Source organism: Streptomyces canus 299MFChir4.1 (assembly GCF_000383615.1).
Lineage (GTDB): Bacteria > Actinomycetota > Actinomycetes > Streptomycetales > Streptomycetaceae > Streptomyces > Streptomyces canus_C.
On record NZ_KB911584.1, the window covers coordinates 241,844 to 265,206 of the forward strand.

The window sequence follows — 23,363 nt, forward strand, 5'->3', positions numbered from 1 at the left end:
GGTGGACGCGGCCGGGGTCACGGCTGCCGCTCCTGCTGCTTGTTCAGGACGGTCTCGATCTCGTCGAGGTTGAGACCGGCACGCCCAAACCAGCTGCCAGCCACGGCCCTCATCTCGAACGTGGCGTCGACGAGCAGGTAGGGACCGGTCGAGCGCGGGGAGACCTGGCCGCGCATCCGCTTCAACTTCAGCCCGCGAGTCTTGGCGATCTTCCTGAGTCGATCTGCGCGCCGCTTCTCGTCGCGGCTGACCGTCGGATCGTGCAGGCAGCTGACGGGGATGATCTCGGTGCGCTGTTTGGGCATCTCTACCGGGTTGGCGATCTCGATCGGGAAGTCGTCGATGTCCGCGGCGGGCAGGATCGGCATGTCGGCGGAGTCGGCGGCCCAGATCTTTCCGACGATGAAGTAGCCGGCGGCCGGGGTGGGGATGATGCCGAGCGATGCCGCCTGCTCCGTGGTCAGGGTGACCATGACGCTCGGGTGCCAGTCGACCGGACCGCAGGTGATTTTGGCGGCGGGGTGTCCGTTGAGGGTGTGGCCGGTCTCGGTGACGGTGACGCGCTTGCCGAGCAGGTCCATGTAGGGGAAGAGCATGTCCGGCCGGTCGAGCGGGCATCCCTGGTCGGTGCAGGCGGGATCGTGCGGGGGCTCGGTGATGGTGTACGTCTGGCCAGGTTGTGGCACTGTGGTCATTGGCGTCGTTCCTTTCTGTGATGTGGCCCCGGGTCTGCTGGCGAGCGGATTGCCCGGGGTTTCGTCATGCCTGGGGTTTCGGTGCCTGGCCCCTGTCGGCCGGCGTTGACGCGCCGTCCTGATGGGGGCCGCTTCTATGCGCCCCGCAGCTGGTGCACGACCCCGGAAACTGTGGGGGTGCAACCGCATTGAGACTGCGATTGATGCGCTGTGACCTGCGCGGACACGTCGTGTTGGCACTGTGATGGCACTGCCGGGTATGCCTCGGCGGAGCCGTACAGAAGCGTGATCAGGTCCCCGGTGGGGATCTTGATGCGCCGACCGAGGCGCAGGACGCGCGTCATCGTCCACTCGTCGCGGCGAATCGCGTCGTAGATCGTGTCCTTGTCGACCTCGAAGATCGATGCGGTCGTGGGGACGTCAGTGGTCGGGCCGAGGGCCTCGATCTGTGCGCGCGTCCAGTCGCTCATCAGGCCGACACCTGCCGTTCGCCTTCACGCCGGTACGCCATGACCTCGTCCGCGTCGTAGCGGACTAGGCGAGGGCCGTGCTTCTGCGGCTTTGGCCCGTACCCGGCCCGACCCCAGCGCTCAAGCGTGCGGACGCTGATTTCGAGCAGCTCAGCCGTCTGCAGCTTGGTCAACTTGTGTGCTGTCACAGTCGATTTACCTCCTTCAATCGAGCGTCACGGTCGGTTGATAGGGCTGAGTATCCATGTCGCGCCGTGGGTGGTCAAGTCGCTTCGTGTCGCGATAATGTGCCGTCATGGCACTTAGCTCGAATGAGTGGGCGGCCGAGATCGCCAAAAGGGTTGGCCGGAGAGTCGCGCACTACAGGGCACAGACGCCCGGAGAGAAGGAGAAGCCGGGCATCACTGCTCAAGCATTGGCTGACCGATGCACCAGCCTGGGAATGCCGATGGACCGCACGGTCATCGCGAAGCTGGAGAAGGGGACGCGGCAGACCATCACGGTCGGCGAAGTGATCGTGCTCGCGCGCGCCCTACGGGTTCCGCCCGTCGACCTTCTGTTTGACCTCGGCGGCCAGGAGGCAATCGAGGTACTCCCTGGTGTCTCCACGGACAGCTGGGATGCGCTCAAGTGGTTCACAGGGGAGGCCGACAGGCTCCCTGCCGATAGCGAGGCATCCCAGGACGCCAAGACAGTCCAGTGGTACCGCCAGCATGACCAGCTGCTCGCTGACTGGTGGACCAGGCGCAAGGACTTGGAGATCAGTCTCGGGACCGAAGGCCGTGTCTGGCTGGACGACTTTCAGGCAGGTACGGCGCCCAGCGAGGACATCACCCGCCGGATGATCGAGCTCAAGGCGGACGCGTTGCGGGGCGCAGGAAACGCGATCTCTCTCCTGCGCCAGCAGATGCTTTCCGCCGGCCTGACCCCGCCCAGTCTGGGTGCCGCAGCGCAGTACATCGAGCCAGATCAAACGAAGGGGGAGACCACTTGAAGCCCTACAAGTCCTGCTCGTGCCGAGATCCCGAGACGAAGCGGCTCCTCGGCAAGAAGTGCCCGAGCATCAGCAAGAAGGGTCACGGCGGTTGGTACGCCCGCTACGAGGCGCCCAAGTCCGCGGAGGGCGGCCGGCGGCAGCCTCGTATCGGGCCGTTCGCCACCGAGACGGAGTGTAAGAAGGAGCTGGCGAAGGTGCTCGGCACCGCGGCCAGCGCGAAGGCGCACGACGAGCGGAAAACCACGTTCGGCGAGTACCTCGAACGCCGCTACACCTGGCGGATCTCGGAGGCAGAGACCGGCGAGGGCCTGGCCAAGTCGACGCTCGAAGCCGAGCGTGAGGCCATCGACCTGTACGGGAAGCCGGGGCTCGGTCACATCAAGGTCGTGGACCTCACCGACGAGCACTTCCGTGAGCTGTACGCGGCCATGCGGAAGCTCAACCGCGAGGCGGAGCAGGGCGACCGCTCCGAGATCCTGCGTCGGCTAAAGGAGGCGCGGGCCACCCGCGACGGGCGCCGGCTGCACTCCCGTCCGATCGGCGAGTCCCGCATCAAGCGGGTGCACGCCGTGCTGCACGGTGCGATGACGGACGCGGTGAAGCTGTCGAAGATCCGGGTGGACAACCCGGCTGATGGGGTCTGGCGGTCCAAGGGCGGCAAGCGCAAGCAGGGCCGCGCGAAGCCCCTGCTGTGGACGGCCGAGCGGGTCGAGGCGTGGGAGAAGTCCGGGGTCGTCCCGGCGAAGGTGATGGTGTGGACGTCCGATCAGTGCGGCGCGTTCCTCGACTTCGCCGAGGCCGAGGGTGAGCGGCTGTACCCGGCCTTCCATCTGGACGCCTACTACGGGCCGCGGCGCGGCGAGCTAGTCGGCGCCGAGGAGAAAGACCTCAGCCTCGAACGGAAGCGGCTGCACATCCTTCAGGCGCAGGCCGATGACGAGCTCGACGACACCAAGTCCGAGGCCGGCTATCGGCAAGTCCCCCTCGACGACGAGACCGTGCGGGTCTTCAAGGCGTGGCGGAAGCGGAAGCTGGAGGAGCGGATGCAGTGGGGTGAGGCGTACAAGGACGCCGGCCGGGTGTTCTGTTACGAGGACGGCACGGCGCTGAAGACGGAGTACCTGTCGAGCCGCTTCCGGATGATGCTTGCCCGGCACGCGAACATCCGCGCCCGCGCCGCCGAGGGGTGGCCGGCTGAGCGGATCGCCCGGAAGTACCGGACGACCGAGGCGGCCGTCGAGGTGGCGCTCAGGCTGACGCTGCCGCCGATCCGCTTCCACGATCTGCGTCACGGTGCGGCAACGATGCTGATCGCCGCGGGGGTCGACGACAAGTTCGTCTCGGAGGTGCTCGGCCATGCGTCGGTGTCCTTCACGAAGGACGTGTACGCGGTCGTCGCCGAGGAACTGTCCGAGGACGCCACGCGCCGAATTGCCGCCTTCATTCCGCGCCAGAATCGCCTTTCCGCGGTTGGTGCCATCACCGTGCCATCTGGGGGCTAAAAGTGGCCCTGAGAACGACTCAGGGAGCCCAGCCCGTTTGGGCCGAACTCCCTGGTCAGGTGGCGGAGGCGGAGGGATTTGAACCCTCGATGGGATTTAAGTCCCAAACCGCATTAGCAGTGCGGCGCCATAGACCGGACTAGGCGACGCCTCCAGCACAGCCGCCCGCGCGAGCGCGAGTGGTGCGTGCAGATGATGACACAGCCGAAGGTCGCGCCACCAATCGGTTCCCACGGTACTAGGCGGGCGGGGCGCAGGGCAAAGTGCATCCGCGCAACGTACGGCCGCGTCCGCCGTTAGTCAGGGCATGTCATACGTCACCCGGATCGGCCGGCTCGCCCGGTTGAGCCCGCTCCCCCTGTTCCTCGCCGCCCTGGCGCCCGTCCCCGCGTCGGCGTACACCGAGACCGGAGACCACCTCACCGTCACCGTCCGCGACGCGGGCAGCGGCGCCGACCGGGCCGAAAGGACCTACGAGGTCGACTGCCATCCCGCGCGCGGCACCCACCCCGACCCCGCGGGCGCGTGCGCCGTCCTGGACCGGAACACCCGGTGGGGGCGCGACACCTTCTCCCCCGTCCCCGAGGGCAGCGTCTGCACGATGCTCTACGGCGGTCCCGCGACCGCCCATGTCACGGGGACCTGGGCCGGACGCCCCGTGGACGCCCGGTTCGACCGGAGCAACGGGTGCGAGACCGCGCGCTGGGACCGGTTCGTGCCGCTCCTGCCCAGCATGGGCACCTAGCCCCCGAGAGGCGGTCACACGTTCTACTTCACTTCGTCGTGCGACCTCCCTCTCATCCGGCACCCCCGCGCAGGCGCTGCGCTTAGACTCCCTCGCGTGACACGTCGCGGGCCCCTTGGCAATATGGCCCGAGCGGTCGGCAAGGTGCGGTAACAGGGAGGAAGCGTCTCGTGAGCAGCAGGCCATCCCGAGGCGCTGCTCGCCTCGCAGCCATACTCGACGCGCTTCCCGACGCGTTGGTGCTGGTCAACGCCAACGGGACCGTCGTCAACGCCAACACCATCGCCCTGGAGGCGTTCGAGGCGCCGGGGACGGCTCTCGTGGGGCGGGGGCTGCTCGATCTGCTGCCGCAGTTCGACTCGCGGCTCATCCCGGGCTCCATGCGGCGGCCCGATCACATGGACCCGCGCGGGCGAACCAAGCCGACCCGGATGGTGGCGCGCAGGACCGACGGCACCGAGTTCCCCGTCGAGGTCACCAGCGCCAACCTGGAGAACGGCCAGCAGGCCTACGACGGTTACGGCTACAGCGGCGACGAACTGCTCATGCTCGTCGTACGGGATCTGACGGGGACCGTCGACACCGAGGCCGAGCTGGCGCGTTCGCAGCGGCAGACCGAGATGATCCTGCGGGCCGCCTCGGAGGGTGTCGTCGGGACCGACACCGACGGGCGGATCGTGCTCGTCAACCCGGCCGCCGCCCAGATACTGGGTTACCGGGCCAGCGACCTCGGCGGCCGCGAGCTCCACGACCTCATCCTGCACTCCCGCGGCGACGGCACCCCCTTCGCGTACGAGGAGTCCCCGCTCGCCGACACCCTGCGCTCCGGGCGCAAGCACCGGGTGCGCGGCCAGGTGCTGTGGTCGAAGAAAGGCGAGAAGGTCCCGGTCGACCTGACGACCGCACCCGTGCGCGACGGCGACCAGCTCGTCGGCGCCGTGCTCACCTTTACCGACCGGCGGCCCTACGACGCCCTCGCCGACGAGAAGTCCACCGCGGAGAAGGCCCACGCGGAGGAGCTGGAGCGGCTGGAGGAGGAGCACGCCTCCGAACTCACCGCGCTGCGCCAGAAGCACATCACCGAGATGGAGGAGCTCCAGGAGCGGCACGACGAGGAGATCGCCTCCGGCGAGGAGCGGTACGCCGCCCTCGGGGAGCGCGAGAAGGACCGGTACGAGGCCCTGGCCGGCCGGCACGACCAGCTCCTCACCCTGCTCGGGCGTTCCCTGCGCGGGCCCCTCGACGAACTGCGCCGCGAACTGTCCGCGCTCGCCGCCGACGACGCCGGACAGCTGTGGCCCGAGGCCAACCAGGTCCTGCACCACCTCTCGGCCGGCTACTCCCGCATCACCCACCTCATCGACAACGTCCTCGGTTACCAGCGCCTCGACGCGGGCGCCGACGACATCGTCCGTACGAACGTCATGCTCGACGCGGTCGTCGCCGCCGGTGTGGACGGCGCGGTCGAGCTCATCGGGCCGGGGCGCGTCCAGTTCGCCGTGCACGCGCCGCCCATCGAGGCCGAGGTCGACGCCCAGCGCCTCGCGACCGCGCTCGCGCACCTCATCGCGGACGTGGCCGGGGTCGACGCGACCGGGAACTCCCCCGTGTCCGCGGGCGGTTACATGGACAACACGGTCGTGGTGGCGGCCGCGCAGCGAGGCGAGGGCGTACGCATCGAGGTGCGCGGGCCGTACGCCGGGGGAGACCCGGTGCACGAGCCGATCGTGCGCGGGATCGTGCGCGCCCACGGCGGTGTGCTCCAGACGCACGAAGTGCCCGGCATGAGCGGCAGCGCGTACGTCCTCGAAGTGCCCATCGGCGGTGGGGCGGGGGCCGTCGCGGTTCCCGGTCCGGCCGCGCTGGAGGCGGGCCCTCAGGAGGGCGCCCCCGTGGAGACCGCCCCTGCCGAGGGCGGCGGACGGCGGCGGGCCCGGCGCTCCTCCACCGACTCCTTCCTCGACGCCGACGTCCCCTCCGGGACCTCCGGGACCTCCGGGACCGACGAGTCCGTCCCGCCCACCGGGCGACGCAGGCGGCGGGCGGCGGCCGAGCAGGAACAGGCCGTGTCCGTACCGGCGCAGGCCTCCGGTGACGACGCGGACGACTCCGGCGGTACGGGACGGCGCCGCGGGCGGCCCGCCGAGGGTGCCGAGGCCGCCGAAGCCGGTGTGGCCGAGGGTGCCGTGGTGATGGCCTCCGAGCACGGCGCCGGTTCCGCGGCCGTCGGCACCGGTCTGGGCGGGACCGTGCCGCCGCAGGGCGTGCCCGTGCCGGCCGGGGGCCGGGCCCGGCACGACGGCGGCGAACAGCACGCGCTGCCGGCGGCGTTGCCCGCAGGCGGTTCCGCCGAAGCGGGCGGCCGGCCACAGGGGCAGCTGGAGATCGCCGGGCAGGGTCCGTCCGGCGACGGCACACCGCAGCAGGACGGGCGCCGACGGCGTGCCCTCGCGGCCGCGTCGGAGCGCGCGGCGGCGCAGGAGGCCGCCCCCCGCTCGGTGTTCGCCCTCCCGCCCGCCGACGCGGACCGACCGGCCGACGGCACGGACCCGGCGGGGCGCCCGGGGCCGGCGGGACTGGCCCAGGTGCAGGCCCAGGCGTCGGCCCCGGGCCAGGCTCAGGTGCGAGTCCCGGGCCAGGGGCACCTTCCTGGACAGGTGCCGGTGCCCGGTCAAGGACAGCTGCCGGGCCAGATTCCCGGCCGGATTCCGGCCCCGGGTCAGGCCCAGGTCCCTGCCAACGCGCAGGTGCCCGGCCCGATCCAGGCTCCGGGGCAGGTCCCGGCCGTCCCCGTTTCCGCCAACGGCCTCGCGCAGCCCCACCCCGCCGACGTCCACGGCGACGAGGGTCGGCACGACGCCGTGCCGCACGACCAGGCCGACGACCACACCCCGCCGCAGCCGCACCCCACCAACGCGCCGACGGGCCGCCGTCGACGGGCCGTGGCCCAGCCCGCTGAGGCGACCGCCGGTACGCCCGCGCAGGGGCTCCCGGCCCAGGCCGGACAGGGTGCCCAGGCAGCCGTCCCCGGTCGGCCCGTGCCCGTGGGAGTTCCTACGGCCCCTGTCCAGCAGGTCCCTGGGGCGGTGCCGGAGCCCCAGTTCCCGGGTGTGGCCGTGCAGAACGCGACCGGACAGGACGGCCTGATCCCGCAGGCCGCGCCCGCCCCGGCCTCGCCGCTCCACGCGGCCCCGGCCCAGCCCGTACCGGCCCCCGGCCTGCCCCTGCCCGCCGAGGCACCGCAGCCGCAAGCGACGGCACAAGCACCGGCCGCGCCCGCTTCCCAGCCCTGGCCCGGCGGCCACGACGCCTCCGGGGCCGACACCCCCGTACCGGCGAACGGCGCCGCCACCGCCGTACCCCCGAACCAGCCCGCGCCCCAGCACGCGCAGGTCCCCGAAGCCGGTCAGCCCACTCCGGCGCCCGGCACGCCGCAGGCGGCGCAGCCGCTGCCCGCCGAGGCCGCGGTGGCACCCGCCGCGCCCGTCGACCCGAACTCCACGCAGGGCCGGGCGTTCAGCGTGCGGACCCTCGGTCAGGGGGTTCCGTTCACCCGGCAGGCGGCCCAGGTGCAGCAGCCGGGGACGGCAACGCCTCCCCCGCACCAGTCCGGTGGGTCGGGACGGCGGCGCAAGCTCGGCACCCGGCCCGACCCCTCTGCCGCCGCGGCCCCGGAGCCGGGAACACGTCCGGCGGCCGAGCAGGCCGTGTCCGCGCCGGCGCAGGCACCACAGCCGTCGCCGGCCGGGCAGTCGCGGCTCACGCACGCCACCGAGGCGGCCGGGCGGTCGTACGCCATAGGGGCACCGGACGAGAACGCCGCCGAGGGGCCCGAGCCGTTGGACGGTCCCGGTGGGGCCGTCGAGATCCCGGACACCCCGCGGCCGCAGCCGATGGACGACGAACTGCCCCCGGAGCCGCTGGACAACCCGCGGCGGCTGCTGGTGTGGCCCGCGCCGGACGTGACGACCCAGCAGGCGCTCAGCGACCGTGGGTACCGGCCGGTCATCGTGCAGTCGCGCGAGGAGGTCGACGCACAGATCGCGGCCTTCCCCGCCGCGCTGTTCGTGGACCCGCTGACCGGGCCGATCACGCGGACCGCGCTCCAGTCGCTCAGGCAGGCGGCGGTGGCGTCCGAGGTGCCGATCATGGTGACCGCCGGGCTCGGACAGGCCTCACGGGAGGCGGCGTACGGCGCCGATCCCGCCGTCCTGCTGAAGGCGCTGGCACCGCGGGACAGCGAGCAGCACCCGCCGCGCGTGCTGCTGATCGAGGAGCACGCCGAGATCGCGCTGGCGCTGACCGCGACACTGGAGCGGCGGGGGATGCAGGTCGCGCGGGCCGCGAGCGACGCCGACGCGGTGACGCTGGCGGGACAGCTCCGGCCGAACCTCGTCGTGATGGACCTCATGCAGGTGCACCGCCGGCGGGCCGGGATCGTGGACTGGCTGCGGGCGAACGGGCAGCTGAACCGGACGCCGTTGGTCGTGTACACGGCTGCCGTGGATCAGGCGGATCTGCCTCGGCTGGCTTCCGGGGAGACGGTTCTGTTCCTTGCCGAGCGGTCGACGAGTGCGGAGGTTCAGGCGCGGATCGTGGATCTGCTGGCCAGGATCGGGACGAACTGAGGGCGCCATTCGGCTGAGGGCACCATTCGACTGAGGGTGTCGTCCCGCTGAGGGTGCTGTCCGAGGTGCCGCGGTATGCCGTCCGGCGGCTGCGGCGCCGTCCTGGCTTGTCTCGCGGTTCCCCGCGCCCCTAAAGGCCTCCGCGTGCCCCTGAATGCCTGCCCTCGCCCCTGCGTACCTCTCCCTACTTGGCCACCAGTCGCCGTGCCGCCTCCTTCACCGACGCCCGGAGCCGCTCCCGGTCCGTCGGCTCGCCGCCCACCAGGATCCGCTTCATCTGCGGGACCACCGCCGCCCAGTTGGCCACCGCAATCAGCAGGAACAGCAGGTCACGTGCCGGTACGGCATCCGTGACGACCCCGCGGTCCTGACCGTCCTGAAGGGTGGCGACCTTCGCACGGTAGTGCTCCTGGCGTTCGGCCTCGTCGGGGAGCTCGGTCGTGGCGCCGTACTCCAGCCCCTCCCAGAAGAGCAGCCGCAGGACCTCCGGGTGAGCCTCGTGGTAGTCCATGAGGCGGTCGATCCAGCTCTCGATGTCGTCCGAGTCGACCGGGACGGCGACCGCGAGATCGAGCATGACCTTGCCCAGGACCTTCGTGAACAGCTCCGCCTTGTTGCCGAAGTAGGCGTAGATCAGCTGCTTGTTGGCCTTGGCCTCGGTCGCGATGCGGTCTACGCGGGCGCCCGCGATGCCGTGCCGGGCGAACTCGGCGACCGCCGCCTCGAAGATCCGTGCCCTGGTCGCTTCGGGGTCTCTTACTGCTGCCATGGGGCCAGGGTAAGCGCAGCGAGGGAGGTAACCAACTATTTGGTTGACAGGGAATCGGCGGGCCTCCCACACTGTTGCAGTGTTCCAACCAACCAGTTAGTTGTGGGAACTGACTCGAAGGAGTCCCCGGTCATGCCGACAGCAACCGTCACCACCGGACGGTCCACGCAGGCCCCCGCCGAGCGCGCGGGCTCGCTGCTCCTCACCCTCATCGCCGTCTGCACCGCCGTCACGGCCGCCAACATCTACCTCGCGTCCCCGCTGCTCCCCCTCATCGCCCGCGACTACGGCTCGACCCCCTCCGCGGTGGCCTGGGTCGCCTCGGTCGCGCAGTTCGGCTACGCGGCGGGCCTGCTCTTCTTCGCGCCGCTGGGTGACCGGGTGAACCGGCGGCGCCTGGTCGCCGCTCTCTCGCTCGTGACCACCGCGGCCCTGACCGCCGCCGCGCTCGCCACCGGCACCACCGCCCTGGCGGCCGCCGTCCTGGTCGCCTCCGCGGCCACCGTCGTCCCCCAGCTGCTGGTCCCGCTGGTCGCCCAGCGGGCCCCCGCCGACCGCCGGGCCCGCCATGTCGCGGCCGTCATCGCGGGCCTGTTCACGGGGATCGTCGCGGCCCGGGTGCTCGGCGGGCTGATCGGACAGGCCTTCGGCTGGCGGGTGGTGTTCGTGGGCGCGGCCGCCCTGACGGCCGTCCTCGGACTCGCGACGGCGTACGCCCTGCCGGCGGAACGCACGCGCCGCTCCGGCCCGCTCTTCTCGGGCCTGACCGCCCTGCCGTCCGTCGTGCGCCGCTCGCCCGACCTGTGGCGCGCGTGCGTGCGGCAGGCGGGGATGTACGGCGCCTGGAGCGCGCTGTGGACCTCGCTGGCCATCCTGCTGACCGGCCCGTCCTACGGCCTGTCGACCGCGACCGCCGGGCTCTTCGGCCTCTTCGGGCTGGCCGCGAGCGTCGTGGCGCCGCTGGCCGGGGGGTTCGTGGACCGCTTCGGCGCCGCCACGGTCGTACGGTCGGCGTATCTGCTCGCGGCCGTGTCGGTGCCGCTGTTCTGGCTCGGCGGGCACGCGCTGTGGGCCCTGTTCGTCGCGGCGATCGCCGTCCACGCGGCCCTGGTCGCCTCCCACGTCGCCAACCAGACCCTCGCCCTGACGACCACCTCGACCCCGGCCACCGCCAACACGGCGTACGTCGTGGCCGGTTTCGCCGGCGGCGCGACGGCGTCGGCGCTCGCCGGTTCGGCCTTCGGTTGGTGGGGCTGGGGCGGGGTGTGCGCGGTGGCGGGCGTGTGGCTGGCGTTGGGATGGGCTGCCACGTCGGTACGGCGGTGACGGTTGCCGTACGGCCGGGCGATCGGCAGGGCGGCTGCTGTACGGCCCTCGGCGGTGACGCCGGCCGTCTCACCGCCGATCAGGGCTCCGGGTCCGCCCGGCCGCCCTGATCGCCGTACCCACTCGTGCCTCTCAGAGCTGGGTGACGTCCAGCTCCCCCTCCGCGTACCGTTTGCGGAGCACCTTCTTGTCGAACTTGCCGACGCTCGTCTTCGGAACCGCCTCGACGATCGACCAGCGCTCCGGAAGCTGCCACTTGGCGATCCTGCAGACGTCGCTCGCGAGGAAGGCGCGCAGGGACTCGAAGTCGGCGGTGGAGCCCTCCTTGAGGACGACCGTGGCGAGGGGACGCTCGCCCCACTTGTCGTCGGGGACGGCGACGACGGCGGCCTCGGTGACGTCCGGGTGGGACATCAGGGCGTTCTCCAGCTCGACCGAGGAGATCCACTCGCCGCCGGACTTGATGACGTCCTTGGCGCGGTCGGTGAGGGTGAGGAAGCCGTCGGCGGAAATCGTGCCGACGTCGCCCGTCTTCAGCCAGCCGTCCTCGCTGAACTTGTCGGCGGGGCGCAGGGGTTCGGCGTCCGGGCCGTTGTAGTAGGCGCCGGCGATCCAGGGGCCGCGGACCTCCAGCTCGCCCGCGGACTCGCCGTCCCAGGGCAGGCGCTCGCCGCCGGGGCCGGTGAGGCGGGCCTCGACGCCGCTCGGGAAGCGGCCCTGGGTGAGGCGGTACGCGAACTCCTCGGGCGTGCCGACCACATGGGCCGGCGGGCGCGCGACGGTGCCGAGCGGGGAGGTCTCCGTCATGCCCCAGGCGTGGCAGACCCGCATGCCCAGCTTGTCGAAGGCCTCCATCAGGGAGGGCGGACAGGCCGAGCCGCCGATGGTGACCTGGGTGAGGGAGGAGACGTCACGGGGCTTGGCGGTGAGCTCGCCGAGCAGGCCCTGCCAGATGGTGGGGACCGCGGCCGCGTGGGTCGGCCGCTCGCGCTCGATCATCTCGGCGAGGGGCGCGGGCTGCAGGAAGCGGTCCGGCATCAGCATGTTGACGCCGGTCATGAAGGTGGCGTGCGGCAGGCCCCAGGCGTTGACGTGGAACTGGGGGACGACCACGAGCGAGGTGTCCTGGTCGGTCAGGCCCATCGACTGGGCCATGTTGACCTGCATGGAGTGCAGATAGATCGAACGGTGGCTGTAGACCACGCCCTTGGGGTCGCCCGTGGTGCCGGAGGTGTAGCACATGGAGGCGGCCCGGCGCTCGTCCAGCTCGGGCCAGTCGTAGGTGCTGGGCTTGCCGGCGATCAGGTCCTCGTACTCGTGCACGCGCGCGTGGGTGCCGTCGAGGAGTGTGCGGTCGCCGGGCCCCGAGACCACCACGTGCTCGACCGTCTTGAGGTGCGGGAGCAGCGGGGCGAGCAGGGGGAGCAGCGAGCCGTTGGCGATGACGACCCGGTCGGCCGCGTGGCCCACGATGAAGGTCAGCTGCTCGGCCGGGAGGCGCAGGTTGAGGGTGTGCAGGACCGCGCCCATGGACGGGATCGCGAAGTAGGCCTCGACATGCTCGGCGTTGTTCCACATGAGGGTCGCCACGCGCTCGTCCTCGACGACCCCGAGGTCCTCGCGCAGGGCGTGCGCCAGTTGGGCGGCGCGGGCGCCGACCTCGGCGAAGGAGCGGCGGTGGGGCTCCGGCTCGCCGGTCCAGGTGGTCACCTCTGAGGTGCCGTGGATCGACGACCCGTGGGTCAGGATCCTGGAGATCAGCAGCGGTACGTCCTGCATGGTGCTCAGCACGGCGTCCTCCCGGGGGCGACATTGCCTACGCGGTAGTAAGGGATGCGCCGATTCTGCGCACATACCGCGCGGTATGTCACTAGAGCCGGGCGATCGATCACGTCACGTTGTGCTCACAACGGACGGGCCGCCCGCTCAGTTCCTACCGGGCGAGCACCAGCTCGGGGTCCTCGCGGAGCTTGCCCAGCGCCCGCGACACCGCCGACTTCACGGTCCCGACGGAGACGCCGAGCACCTCGGCCGTCTGCACCTCGCTGAGGTCCTCGTAATACCTGAGGACGACCATCGCCCGCTGCCGGGCCGGCAGCTTCATGATCGCCCGCCACATCGCGTCGTGCAGCGCCTGCTGCTCGGCGGGGTCGTCCTCGCCGGGGAGAAGGTCGGGCTCGGGGATCTCGTCGGTCGCGAACTCGTCCACCTTGCGCTTGCGCCACTGCGAGGTGCGCGTGTTCAGCAGGGCGCGGCGCACATAGCCGTCGAGAGCCCGGTGGTCCTCGATGCGCTCCCAGGCGACATAGGTCTTGGTCAGGGCGGTCTGCAGCAGGTCCTCGGCGTCGCTCGGGTTCGCGGTCAGCGACCGGGCGGTACGCAGCAGCACCGGCTGGCGGGCCTTCACGTACGAGGCGAACGAGGGGTACGCGAGGGTCTGCGTCGCCGGTACGGCGGCCTTCGAAGCGCTGGTGCAGACGGGTGTGGTCATGGCTCCACGCTAGATTCGCGACCGTCGCCGCTCATCGGCCACAGGTCCCGAAGAGGACTCCCCCTCAGGTTGTAGAGGTGGGGCTGACTGCACCTCCTGAAGGTGGACAAGGAGGGTACGTCTACTGCGGGATCACCCCTGGGGGCTACCCGTCCGCGGTGAGCACCAGCCCGGACGTGGGCACCCCCGTCCCCGCCGTCACCAGTACGCGTCCCGCCTGCGGTACCTGGTTCACGGCCGTCCCCCGCAGTTGTCGTACGGCTTCCGCGATGCCGTTCATCCCGTGGAGGTAGGCCTCGCCCAGTTGGCCGCCGTGGGTGTTGAGGGGGAGCGCGGCCCGGCGTACGAAGTCCGCGGCCTCGCCCCGGGCGCAGAAGCCGAACTCCTCCAGCTGCATCAGGACGAACGGGGTGAAGTGGTCGTACAGGATCGCCACGTCGATGTCCTCGGGGGCCAGGCCCGAGGTCCGCCACAGCTGGCGGGCGACGACGTTCATCTCGGGGAGGCCGGTGAGGTCGTCGCGGTAGAAGCTGGTCATCTGTTCCTGGGCACGGCCCGCGCCCTGGGCGGCCGCCGCGACGACGGCGGGCCGCTGGGGGAGGTCACGCGCGCGTGCGAGGGAGGTGACGACGACCGCCTGGCCGCCGTCGGTCTCCTGGCAGCAGTCCAGGAGCCTGAGCGGCTCGACGATCCAGCGGGAGGCCGCGTGGTCTTCGAGGGTGATGGGGCGGCCGTGGAACCAGGCGGCCGGGTTGGTCGCCGCGTACGCGCGGCCGGTCACCGCCACCTGCCCGAAGGCCTCCGGGGTGAGACCGTGGGTGTGCAGATAGCGCTGGGCGGCCATCGCCACCCAGGAGGCCGGGGTGAGCAGGCCGAAGGGGAGGGACCAGCCGAGGGCGGCTCCCTCGGCGGAGGGCTCGCGGTGCTGGACGCCGGAGCCGAAGCGGCGGCCGGAGCGCTCGTTGAAGGCGCGGTAGCAGACCACGACCTCGGCCACCCCCGCCGCGATCGCGAGCGCCGCCTGCTGGACGGTCGCGCAGGCCGCGCCACCGCCGTAGTGGACGCGGGAGAAGAAGGACAGCTCGCCGATCCCGCAGGCCTGGGCGACGGTGATCTCCGGGCTGGTGTCCATGGTGAACGTGACCATGCCGTCCACGTCGGCCGCCGTGAGCCCCGCGTCGTCGAGCGCCGCGCGGACCGCCTCGGCGGCCAGGCGCAGTTCGCTGCGGCCGGAGTCCTTGGAGAACTCCGTGGCCCCGATGCCGGCGATGGCGGCCAGGCCGCCGAGCCGGTCACGCGCGCGTGTGCTCACTCGGTGTCCCTTCGGCGTCTCTCAGCGAGAAGGTGACCGTCCCCGTCACGTGGTTGCCGATGCGGTTGGTCCCCACGATCCGGACGGTCGCGGTGGCGCCTTCGACGGTCTCCACTCTTCCGTTCAACACCATGGTGTCGCCGGGGTAGTTGGGGGCGCCCAGCCTGATGGCCACCTTCTTGAGCACGGTCCGCGGGCCGAAGTGGTCGGTGATGTAGCGCCCGACCAGGCCGTTCGTCGTCAGGATGTTCATGAAGATGTCCGGGGAGCCCTTGTGGCGGGCCGACTCCGGGTCGTGGTGCACGTCCTGGTAGTCCCGGGAGGCGATCGCACCCGCCACGATCAGCGTGCGGGTGATCGGGATCTCGACGGGTGGCAGTTCGTCGCCGGTTCTCATACGGCGGCCTCCTCGGCGGCGGCTTCCTCGGCGGCGCGGAAGACCGGAAGGGTGAGCTCACCGTCGTACACCTGGAAGACGAGCCGCACCGGCATCCCGATCCGCACCTTGTCGTACGGCGTCCCGACCAGGTTGCTGATGATCCGCACACCCTCCGCGAGCTCGACGAGTACGACGGCGTAGGGAGGGTCGAAGGCCGGGAAGGGCGGGTGGTGCATGACGACGTACGAGTAGACGGTGCCCTCTCCGCTCGCCTCGACCGTGTCCCAGTCGGGGCCTCCGCAGTGCGCGCAGCCCGGCAGCCACGGGAAGCGGAGGGCCGCGCAGGCGGTGCAGCGCTGGATGAGCAGCCGGTGCCGCTCGACGCCCTCCCAGAAGCCGGCGTTGTCGCGGTTGACGACGGGGCGGGGCCGGGGAGGGGTCTTCTTCGCCTGTGCCGGCGCGTACTTGAGGATGCGGAAGCGATGGGTGCCGACGAGGGTTTCGCCCACGCGGACGTCGGTACGGGTCGTGACGAAGTGGCCGGTGCCGAGCTTGGTGGTCTTGCGGTCGGAGACCGACTCGATGACCGTGTCGAAGGTGATCTCGTCGCCGGGGCGCAGCGGCTGGAGATACTCCTGCTCGCAGTCGGTGGCGACGACCGAGGTGCAGCCCGACGCGTCGAGGAGGGCGAGGAGTTCGTCGTACGCCTGGGCACGGCCGGTGTGTCCACCCCGGGCCCCCGGGCCGCCCGGGCCGCCCAGGCCGCCCAGGCCGCCCAGGCCGCCCATCGTCCAGGCCTGGAGCATGGTGGGCGGGGCGATGGCCTCCGGGCCGGTGTAGGCCGGGTTGGTGTCGCCCAGGGCTTCGCACCAGTGCCGGATCATGGGGAGGTTGACGGGGTCCTTGCCGGTGGCGGAGACGGCGGCGGGGTGTCCTTCGTAGGACTTGAGGTGGGTCGACAGGTCGTGTGCCGGGTGCGTCGGGGCGTCGGGATCGCGGGCCTCCGGTGGGGCAGGCGGGGCCTCCGGATCGTCGACCATGACGGCAACCTCCTTGTCCGCAAGATTTCCTGACTGTCCGTCAGATGAGGTGCGGTGTCAAGGCTGTTGCCGGGTGTGCGGAGACGCTGCTGCGGGCGGGAAGAAGACGGGTTCGTGGCGGGCCTGGAGGTCCCCGTGGTGCACCCGCGAGGGCTCCCGCGTGGCATCCGCGAGGACGGTCTCGCCGCGGCAGGACATCCCCGCACTACGGCCGCGAACGCTCCGTCACGGCGTCCGCGAACACGGCTTCGCCGCGCGCCTGAACAGACCCGCGTCACGCACAGCCGCCCCTCAACGCGTCCGTGTACGTTCCCTCACCGCGTCCACGAACAGGTCTCGCCGTCGACGCGAACACGCCTACTTGGCCGGCACGACACAGTCTCACCACGCATCCCGACACCCGGCACCACACCCACCAACGCTCCCTCACCACCCCCACGCAGTCCCCCCGTCCCACCAACACGCTCTCGTCGATGACGCAAACACGCCGACTCGACCGGCGAGGCACAGCCCCGCAACGCGCCCGACCCCCGCCCCCGCGAACACGCCTGCGCGGCGGCGCCGAAGCACCGCCGCGCGGACGTGTCCCACCCCATGCAGCACACCCCCCCGACGAGGGCCGGTCAGCCCTCGTGGATCACCACCACAGGGGGCTGAAGTTGACGGACGTGTTGTTGTTCCCCTGGTTGACGGCCGTGAACGCGGAGCCGTTGACCTGGGCCGTGTTGCTCTGGTTCGACGCCCCGGAGCCGACGGCGCTCTGCTGCGTGGTGGACGAGTTGCCCTTGTTGTCGTGTCCGACACCGCTGCCCACGATGCTCGCGACACCCGCGTTCGATCCGTCGTCCGCGAAGCCGCCGTTGTCCGCCGCCGCGACGCCGGTGAAGAGTGCGGCGGCGAGCGGGAGGGCGGAGACGGCGGCGATGACGCGAGCGGAACGGATGCTTGCCATGGTGTTTCCTCCAGAACCCGGCCTGTGACCGGTAGTACGTCAAGTGAGGCTGTTTTCAGGGCAGTTGGCCGACCGCCCCGATGCTGTGCACGACGTCGCGAGATCAGAGTTGCCCACCGAATCCCCGGCGAACCAGAGCGGAAGGGGTTATTCCCCCTGAAGCGTGAGGACAAGTCGATAAACCCCTTTCGCGACTTCGAGCGGCAGGACAGGACGATCCGGACTCCTGATCGTCAAGCGGGACAACAGAGGAAGCGTTCCGGCACCTTTCCGGCCAATCCACGGACCTCGGCGCGTCGCACCCGCCACCCCTTCCCTTTTTCGAACACACGTACGAACATGGAGACATGGCCACCACAGACCGGCAGGCCACGACGCTGGCCCTCGCACACGCCCTGTCAGCCGCCGAACGCGGGCTGGCCGTCATCCCCCTGTCCCGCACCAAGCTCCCCGCCCTGCGCTCCCCCCACCGCGACGACGACTCCCTGACCACCCCCTGCCACGGCGAGTGCGGCGCGTTCGGCCACGGGGTCTACGACGCCTCGACCGAACCCGTCCGCATCCGTGAGCTCTTCGCGGCGGCCCCCTGGGCCACGGGCTACGGCATCGCGTGCGGCCTGCCGCCCCACCATCTGATCGGCGTCGACCTGGACACCAAGTCGGGCACGGACTCCTCGGCGGCCCTGCGCGAACTGGCCCTGCGCCACCTCTTCACGATCCCCGACACGGTCGTCGTCCTGACCCCGAGCGGCGGCCGCCACCTCTGGCTGACCGGGCCGCCGGACGCCGCCGTCCCCAACTCGGCCGGCCGCCTCGCCCCCGGCATCGACATCCGCGGCGCCGGCGGCTACCTCGTCGGCCCCGGCTCCCGCACCGACCACGGCACGTACACGACAGCTCCCGGCACCGCCCACCTCGCCCCCGCGGCCTGCCCGCCGGCCCTGCTGCGCCTGCTCCTGCCCCCGCCCCGCCCCACCCACCCCGCGACCCATCCCTCGGCCGGCGACCAGGGACAGGGCCTGGTCCAGTTCGTCCTCGCCGCCCACGAGGGCCAGCGCAACACCCGCCTCTTCTGGGCCGCCTGCCGCGCCTACGAGAACGGCATCGGCCCGGCACTGGTCGCGCCCCTGGTGGACGCGGCCCTCAACGCGGGTCTCACGGAACGGGAGGCACGCGCGACGATCGCTTCGGCGGCTCGGATGACGGGGCACCGGCCTTGACGAGCCCGGGGATGCGCGCATGGGGTTCCGGGCAGCCCCGCCGACACCGCTCCGACCACCGCAGACGTCGCCGTGAGCGTCGCGACCCCGCCTCACGCCGCCCGCTACTCGCCCGGGCTCCACCTCGACCGGTGTTCGACCAACCACTTCGACGCGTACGCCACCGCCGGAGCCAGGTCGAACAGGCGGCAGTCGGCCGCGCCCACCGGGCCCCGGGCCACCGGACGTTCGGGCAGTGACTCGTAGGCGTCGCCCAGCGCCGGGAAGTCCGACGCGTCGAAGTCCACGTCGCGGTAACGGTGCCAGCGCCTTCCCGAACCGTCGGCGACCGCACAGCCGTACTCCCGGCTGCGCCGGCCCGGCACGCGGTACTCGGCCAGGTGGAAGGCCGTGCAGACGGAGTAGCCCACGCCCAGCAGCAGGACGCGGGCGTCGGCTTCCTCCAGCCGGGCGAGGGGGGATTCCTCGCCGAGGTGGCAGTTCAGGTCGTGTCCGGCGGTGATCCGCGCGGCGCCCGGCCCCAGGGCGGCGAACGAACTCTGCGGATGACTGCTGCGCAGTGCGCCGGGCCGGGTGCGGACCTCCTCCGGCAGGACGCCGACCCCGTAGCTCGGGGTCCGCCCCGGATCGAACGCGGGCAGGGTGGCCCGCAGCCGCGGCCACTGCGACGGCGGCACGGCGCACCCCCGTGTGACCGGCCAGCGGGACGGGTCGGAGTTGTCGGGGGTCTGGGTATAGACCACGAGCGTGCCGTCCGCACCGAGCGCGTCCACGAGCGCGTCGACGACCGCCCCGGCACCACCGCGCACCCGCCCGACAGCGCTCAGGGACGCGTGCACCAGCACGGTATCGCCGGGCCTGATGCCCAACGCCCTCAGCCGCAAGCCCAGTTCCTCCGGACCGAGGGAGCCGGACGGGCCGACGGGAGGGGCGGCACGGACGGTCAACGCAGCGCCCCCTCAAAGACGTCGGCGGCTCTGTACGGGTCGACGCCCGAGACGCCGGTGACCATGCGCAGCCGCTCGTGCGACACATCGGTGATCCGGCGCAGTTCCTCCGGCGGCAACGCGGTCCACAGCAGCCGCAGGTCGTGGCGGGCGGCGGAGGCCAGGATTCTGCCCTGCGGGCTCCTGCCGTCCCGGAACTCACGCAGTCCGATGTCCCCGCCCCTGGCCATGGTGTACGGCGGTACCGAGTGCCGGGACAGCACCAGCGCCCCGGGACCGGCGCCCCCCTCGGGCCCGGACGCGAACAGGCGTCGTACGTCGTGGAAGTGACGCTCCTGGAGACTGCCGATGTCGATCACCGTGGCGTTCTCCGGGACCGGGCTGCCCTCCTGGAGAGCGAGCGGGACCGTGGCGCGGTCGTGCACCAGAACGTGGGCGGCCGCGTACCGCAGGGTCTGCTCGTCGGCGGTGGCACCGCCCTTGCCACCGAGCCGCTCCAGGACATGGGCGCGGCGGGCAGGCGTCAGCGTCCGCACCAGATCGTCCAGCGCGGTGACGACACCGGGCGACGGAAGGGTGTCGTAGACCCCGAAACGGCCCGGCACCAGGGACGACAGGAGCCGGCCGAGACAGCGGGCCAGCAGGTCCGTCTCCTCGGCCACGGCGGACCCGGACAGACCGTTGACCCGGCCGCCGAGGGAACCGGCCAGCACGATCTGCAGGTGCGGGGCGCGGCGCCCTGCCTCGGTCAGCCGGGACGCCATGCGTACGGCCGGGAGGACATAGCTGAGCGCCCTGAGCGGGATCGTGGTGCTGGCGCCATACACGACCCGCAGCACCAGCGGGGCACGGACGGCCTCGCCGACGGTCCGCAGCAGCGGGGCGACGCCGTGCCGGGGCAGGCCCTGGACGTAACCCGAGCGTCTGGCCTCGGCGCCGATGACCGCGCTCAGCAGGCGGGGGCGCAGCCGGTTGACCTCACTCGTCTGCTGTGCGTCGGTGCATGACGGAAGGGTGTCCAGCAGGCCGCGGACATCAGCGTCGGTCAGGAGCCGGGGTTCCTTGCCAGGTCCCAGGACAGGCACCCCCCGCATGATGGCAGTGAGCAGATTCGCCTGCTTCTTTCCCAGGGGCTGCGCCCCGTCGGACACGTTGGGCATTCTACCTGACAATTCGCCAATAAAGCCTGAATAGTTACGAGTTGATGGCCTGGATTGTGCCACGTCCGGTCGCTCGGGCTCGTGCGAAACTGGAAACCAGGTACGCAAGCCACATACCGGGGGATGAGATGGTGCCGGTGTACCGCTATGCCGTCAGCTATGCGCACGGCAGGGACGAGGCCTGGGTCGCGAGATTCCTGGACGAGCTGAGACGGCGTCTGGACGCGGCGGACGGGCCGCGGTTCCGTCGCCTCGTGCCACCGGCCGCCCCGACCGGCGGACGGGACGAGGGGTCGTACGGCGTCGGGACGGCGGACATCGTGCTGGCCCTGTGCAGTCCCGCGTACTTCAACGAGGGTCCGGCCCAGCGGGACTGGGCGGTCCTGGCGCTGCGCCGGAGTCTGGGGCAGGCCCGGACCGGCGTCGCCCCACAGCTCGCCCTCCCCCTGGTCTGGGAGCCGGTCGACCGGCGGCTGCCGGAGCCGGTCGCGACGGCCGACGTCCTCTCGGCGGGCCGGCCCGCCGAGTACCGGTCGCTGGGGCTGGCGCTGCTGACCATGCAGGCCGCGCGGTACCGCGCGGCGTGGGACCGGGTGCTCGACGCGATCGTGGCCCGCATGACCGCGATGGCCACGGCCGGCGCGGCGGCACCCGAGCTGGACCACCGGTTGGCCGCGGAGGCCCCCGACGCGCTGTCGGCCGACGACGCGGCCTTCACCGAGCGGTTCCGCAAGGAGGTGGCCCCGGTCCTGCCCGCCCTGCCGGTCGCCCGCACCGTGAGCGTCCTGCGCGGCTCCGGGGGCGCCCCCGGTACGGCGCCGGACAAGGGCGACCCGCCCCCGGACCGGGCCCCGGCCGTGGCACTGGCACTGGCCGCCGAGCTGCTGCCGGATCTGGGCCGACGGATCCTCCTCGTCGGCCCTCCTGGAGCCGGCCACACCACCGAACTCGCACGCCTCGTCGGCCGGGCACTGGACGACGGGACGCCGGGACACCCGGGAGCGGACCGCGCACCCGGGCAGCCCAGCGCACCCCGGCCGTGGAACGACGATGCCGTGACCGGGCGCCCCCGTGCGGTGCCGAGGCCGGCCGGGGTGGGGTGGGCGCCCTGGGGGTGCCGGATACCGTTCGTGCTGTCGGCGCGGTCGGGGGCGTTGCCCCGGCTGGACGGGATGGTGCCGACGCTCGCTCCGCTCGCGGCCGCGCAGGAGCCGGCCGGCTGGGCCGCCCGCCAACTGCGGTCCGGGCGCGCATTCCTGGCCGTCGACGACCTGGACGCGGTACCCGAGGGCAACCGGGCCGCCGTATGGGAGTGGCTGCTGCATCTGCTGGAGACCCACCCCCGGGCGCCCTGCGTCATCGCCACGAACGGCACCGGCGTGCCGTGGTCCCGACTCGGGGACGCCTTCCGGGTCGTGGGCCTCAGGCCCCTGGCCCCGGATGACACCCGCGCTCTCCTGAACGCCCGCGCGGCGGCGTCCCCCGGGGATCGGCAGGCCCTCGACGTGCTGCTGCGGAGGTTCGACACCGATCCCCTGCTCGTCGGTGTCGCCGACCGCCCGGCCGCCGCCGTGGCGCTGCTGCGGGCGGCCGGCTCCGTCGGCCGGCCGGAACGGGTCCCCCGGCACCGGCTGCTGCGCGCCGCCGTCTCCGTGGCGTGGCGCAGACCGCGCGAGGAGACAACCGCCCCTCCCGTGCCCGGCCTCGCCGCGAACCAGGTACCCGACAGCGTGCTGCGGGCGGCCTCCGGTCGGCTGGCCGTCGCCGCCCTCGGACTGGACTGCTCCCGCATCCAGCTGCGGACCGCGCTGAGCGCCCTGCGGGAGCCCGGCTCCCACTCCGCCTCGTCCGAGCGGCTGCTGGCCGCGCTCGCGGACCGCGCGGGCGTGGTGTTCCGACCCGGACCCGACACCGTGGCCTTCCCGAACCCCGAGGTCAGGACTTTCCTGGCGGCACACCACCTGGCGCACGCGCCCGGCACCGACACCGACGAACTGCTCCGCGCTCACCCGTCCGCCGAACTCGGCGAGCTGCTGGGCCAGTTGCGTGCCGTCGAGACCGGCGCCGGCACCGTCCGCAGCGTCCTGGCGACGCCGGGAGGCCCGCCGCGCCGGCTGTCGGCCGGCAGCCCGCCGCCGCGTCCCGCCGTACGGCGCGCGGACGTACGGTCGTCCGACGAGCTGCGGGCCCTGCTCCTGGCTGGTACCGCCGTACCCGAACTGCGCTGCTCCGGAGCGGTGGACGGGCTGGCCGAGGCGCTGCCGCGACTGCCCGGGCTGCGCTCGCTGGTCCTCGCGGACGACCCCTCGCTCGTCGCCCTGCCCGAGCTGGCCGGATGCTCCTCACTGAGGTCAATCCGGGTACTGCGCTGCCCGAACCTGCGGGATCTGACGGCGCTGGAGTCCTCGTCGGTCATGTTCCTCGGCATCGACCCGTGGCCGAACCTGCCCGTACCGGACGACCTGCGCCGCACACGCTGGCTGAGCCGCGTGGACCTGGTGACCCGGGGCCCGCGACCCCGCCCGGCCGCTGTGCCGGCCCAGCTCGGCGCAGTGTTCCCGGAGATCCGGATACGGCGCCGGCTGCACGGCTGACGGACTGCCAGGTGCGCCCGTTCTCCCGGGAGTACCACGCTGTCGGACAGATTCGCCGGCGGAGTAGTGACCGTACGCACCATGGGGAAGAGTGCAACGGGGTGCGGTCGCCGACGCCGTGGGCCGACGATGGGGG

19 protein-coding genes and 1 tRNA gene are annotated in these 23,363 nt (G+C 72.2%); 7 read left to right on the top strand and 13 right to left on the bottom strand.

Annotated features, from left to right (window positions below; translation table 11 throughout):
* Nucleotides 1-17: 17 nt before the first annotated feature.
* The 3 genes from H293_RS0109190 to H293_RS0109200 form a co-directional block, all read right to left on the bottom strand.
* Nucleotides 18-695 carry a hypothetical protein gene (locus H293_RS0109190; RefSeq protein ID WP_020117577.1) on the bottom strand — a complete coding sequence of 226 codons (678 nt, stop codon included), beginning with the start codon at nucleotides 693-695 and terminating at the stop codon, nucleotides 18-20.
* A gap of 134 nt (nucleotides 696-829) precedes the next feature.
* The gene (locus H293_RS0109195) at nucleotides 830-1,165 is read right to left on the bottom strand and encodes a hypothetical protein (protein WP_020117578.1); all 336 of its coding nucleotides are present in this window, start codon (nucleotides 1,163-1,165) and stop codon (nucleotides 830-832) included.
* Nucleotides 1,165-1,353 carry a helix-turn-helix transcriptional regulator gene (locus H293_RS0109200; RefSeq protein ID WP_020117579.1) on the bottom strand — a complete coding sequence of 63 codons (189 nt, stop codon included), beginning with the start codon at nucleotides 1,351-1,353 and terminating at the stop codon, nucleotides 1,165-1,167. Before H293_RS0109200 ends, H293_RS0109195 begins: the two co-directional genes overlap by 1 nt.
* Before the next feature lie 107 nt (nucleotides 1,354-1,460).
* On the opposite strand from H293_RS0109200, the gene H293_RS53705 reads away from it, so the two are divergent.
* Complete coding sequence (locus tag H293_RS53705; protein WP_106968283.1) at nucleotides 1,461-2,159, top strand: helix-turn-helix domain-containing protein; 699 nt, start codon at nucleotides 1,461-1,463, stop codon at nucleotides 2,157-2,159.
* A complete protein-coding gene (locus H293_RS0109210; RefSeq protein ID WP_020117581.1) occupies nucleotides 2,156-3,664 on the top strand; it encodes a site-specific integrase in 1,509 nt (502 codons plus the stop codon). Before H293_RS53705 ends, H293_RS0109210 begins: the two co-directional genes overlap by 4 nt.
* 60 nt (nucleotides 3,665-3,724) lie before the next feature.
* Here H293_RS0109210 and H293_RS0109215 read toward each other — a convergent pair.
* Nucleotides 3,725-3,818 (bottom strand) — tRNA-Ser (locus tag H293_RS0109215).
* A 153-nt stretch (nucleotides 3,819-3,971) separates the two neighbouring features.
* On the opposite strand from H293_RS0109215, the gene H293_RS0109220 reads away from it, so the two are divergent.
* Both H293_RS0109220 and H293_RS0109225 read left to right on the top strand, forming a co-directional pair.
* Complete coding sequence (locus H293_RS0109220; protein WP_020117582.1) at nucleotides 3,972-4,409, top strand: SSI family serine proteinase inhibitor; 438 nt, start codon at nucleotides 3,972-3,974, stop codon at nucleotides 4,407-4,409.
* 170 nt (nucleotides 4,410-4,579) lie between these two features.
* On the top strand, nucleotides 4,580-9,037 hold the full coding sequence (locus H293_RS0109225; protein ID WP_078612548.1) for a PAS domain-containing protein: 4,458 nt from the start codon (nucleotides 4,580-4,582) through the stop codon (nucleotides 9,035-9,037).
* Between the two features lie 184 nt (nucleotides 9,038-9,221).
* Here H293_RS0109225 and H293_RS0109230 read toward each other — a convergent pair whose 3' ends face one another.
* Nucleotides 9,222-9,806: a TetR/AcrR family transcriptional regulator gene (locus tag H293_RS0109230; protein ID WP_020117584.1), complete on the bottom strand. Its 585-nt coding sequence runs from the start codon at nucleotides 9,804-9,806 to the stop codon at nucleotides 9,222-9,224.
* A 132-nt stretch (nucleotides 9,807-9,938) separates the two neighbouring features.
* Between H293_RS0109230 and H293_RS0109235 the strand changes: the two genes are divergently transcribed.
* Nucleotides 9,939-11,132, top strand: coding sequence for an MFS transporter (locus tag H293_RS0109235; RefSeq protein ID WP_020117585.1), 1,194 nt, complete (start codon nucleotides 9,939-9,941; stop codon nucleotides 11,130-11,132).
* A gap of 132 nt (nucleotides 11,133-11,264) precedes the next feature.
* On the opposite strand, the gene H293_RS0109240 is transcribed toward H293_RS0109235, so the two are convergent.
* From H293_RS0109240 to H293_RS0109265, 6 genes are all read right to left on the bottom strand, one after another.
* Nucleotides 11,265-12,911: a long-chain fatty acid--CoA ligase gene (locus tag H293_RS0109240; protein ID WP_033415341.1), complete on the bottom strand. Its 1,647-nt coding sequence runs from the start codon at nucleotides 12,909-12,911 to the stop codon at nucleotides 11,265-11,267.
* Between the two features lie 154 nt (nucleotides 12,912-13,065).
* On the bottom strand, nucleotides 13,066-13,623 hold the full coding sequence (locus H293_RS0109245) for a SigE family RNA polymerase sigma factor (RefSeq protein WP_020117587.1): 558 nt from the start codon (nucleotides 13,621-13,623) through the stop codon (nucleotides 13,066-13,068).
* Between the two features lie 145 nt (nucleotides 13,624-13,768).
* Nucleotides 13,769-14,935, bottom strand: coding sequence for a lipid-transfer protein (locus H293_RS0109250; protein WP_020117588.1), 1,167 nt, complete (start codon nucleotides 14,933-14,935; stop codon nucleotides 13,769-13,771).
* Nucleotides 14,916-15,332, bottom strand: coding sequence for a MaoC family dehydratase (locus tag H293_RS0109255; RefSeq protein WP_020117589.1), 417 nt, complete (start codon nucleotides 15,330-15,332; stop codon nucleotides 14,916-14,918). The genes H293_RS0109250 and H293_RS0109255 overlap by 20 nt, the downstream gene beginning before the upstream one ends.
* Entirely contained in the window at nucleotides 15,329-16,354 is a 1,026-nt protein-coding gene (locus H293_RS0109260) for a bifunctional MaoC family dehydratase N-terminal/OB-fold nucleic acid binding domain-containing protein (protein ID WP_020117590.1), read from the bottom strand. Before H293_RS0109260 ends, H293_RS0109255 begins: the two co-directional genes overlap by 4 nt.
* A 637-nt stretch (nucleotides 16,355-16,991) precedes the next feature.
* Nucleotides 16,992-17,306, bottom strand: a complete 315-nt coding sequence (locus H293_RS0109265; RefSeq protein ID WP_020117591.1) for a hypothetical protein — start codon at nucleotides 17,304-17,306, stop codon at nucleotides 16,992-16,994.
* A gap of 347 nt (nucleotides 17,307-17,653) precedes the next feature.
* On the opposite strand from H293_RS0109265, the gene H293_RS0109270 reads away from it, so the two are divergent.
* Entirely contained in the window at nucleotides 17,654-18,526 is an 873-nt protein-coding gene (locus H293_RS0109270) for a bifunctional DNA primase/polymerase (RefSeq protein WP_020117592.1), read from the top strand.
* A 104-nt stretch (nucleotides 18,527-18,630) separates the two neighbouring features.
* On the opposite strand, the gene H293_RS0109275 is transcribed toward H293_RS0109270, so the two are convergent.
* Together H293_RS0109275 and H293_RS0109280 are read right to left on the bottom strand one after the other, a co-directional pair.
* The gene (locus tag H293_RS0109275; RefSeq protein ID WP_020117593.1) at nucleotides 18,631-19,473 is read right to left on the bottom strand and encodes an AAC(3) family N-acetyltransferase; all 843 of its coding nucleotides are present in this window, start codon (nucleotides 19,471-19,473) and stop codon (nucleotides 18,631-18,633) included.
* Complete coding sequence (locus tag H293_RS0109280; protein WP_020117594.1) at nucleotides 19,470-20,633, bottom strand: hypothetical protein; 1,164 nt, start codon at nucleotides 20,631-20,633, stop codon at nucleotides 19,470-19,472. The genes H293_RS0109275 and H293_RS0109280 overlap by 4 nt, the downstream gene beginning before the upstream one ends.
* Nucleotides 20,634-20,761: 128 nt before the next feature.
* On the opposite strand from H293_RS0109280, the gene H293_RS0109285 reads away from it, so the two are divergent.
* Nucleotides 20,762-23,227, top strand: a complete 2,466-nt coding sequence (locus tag H293_RS0109285) for a hypothetical protein (RefSeq protein ID WP_020117595.1) — start codon at nucleotides 20,762-20,764, stop codon at nucleotides 23,225-23,227.
* The last annotated feature ends 136 nt before the right edge of the window (nucleotides 23,228-23,363 follow it).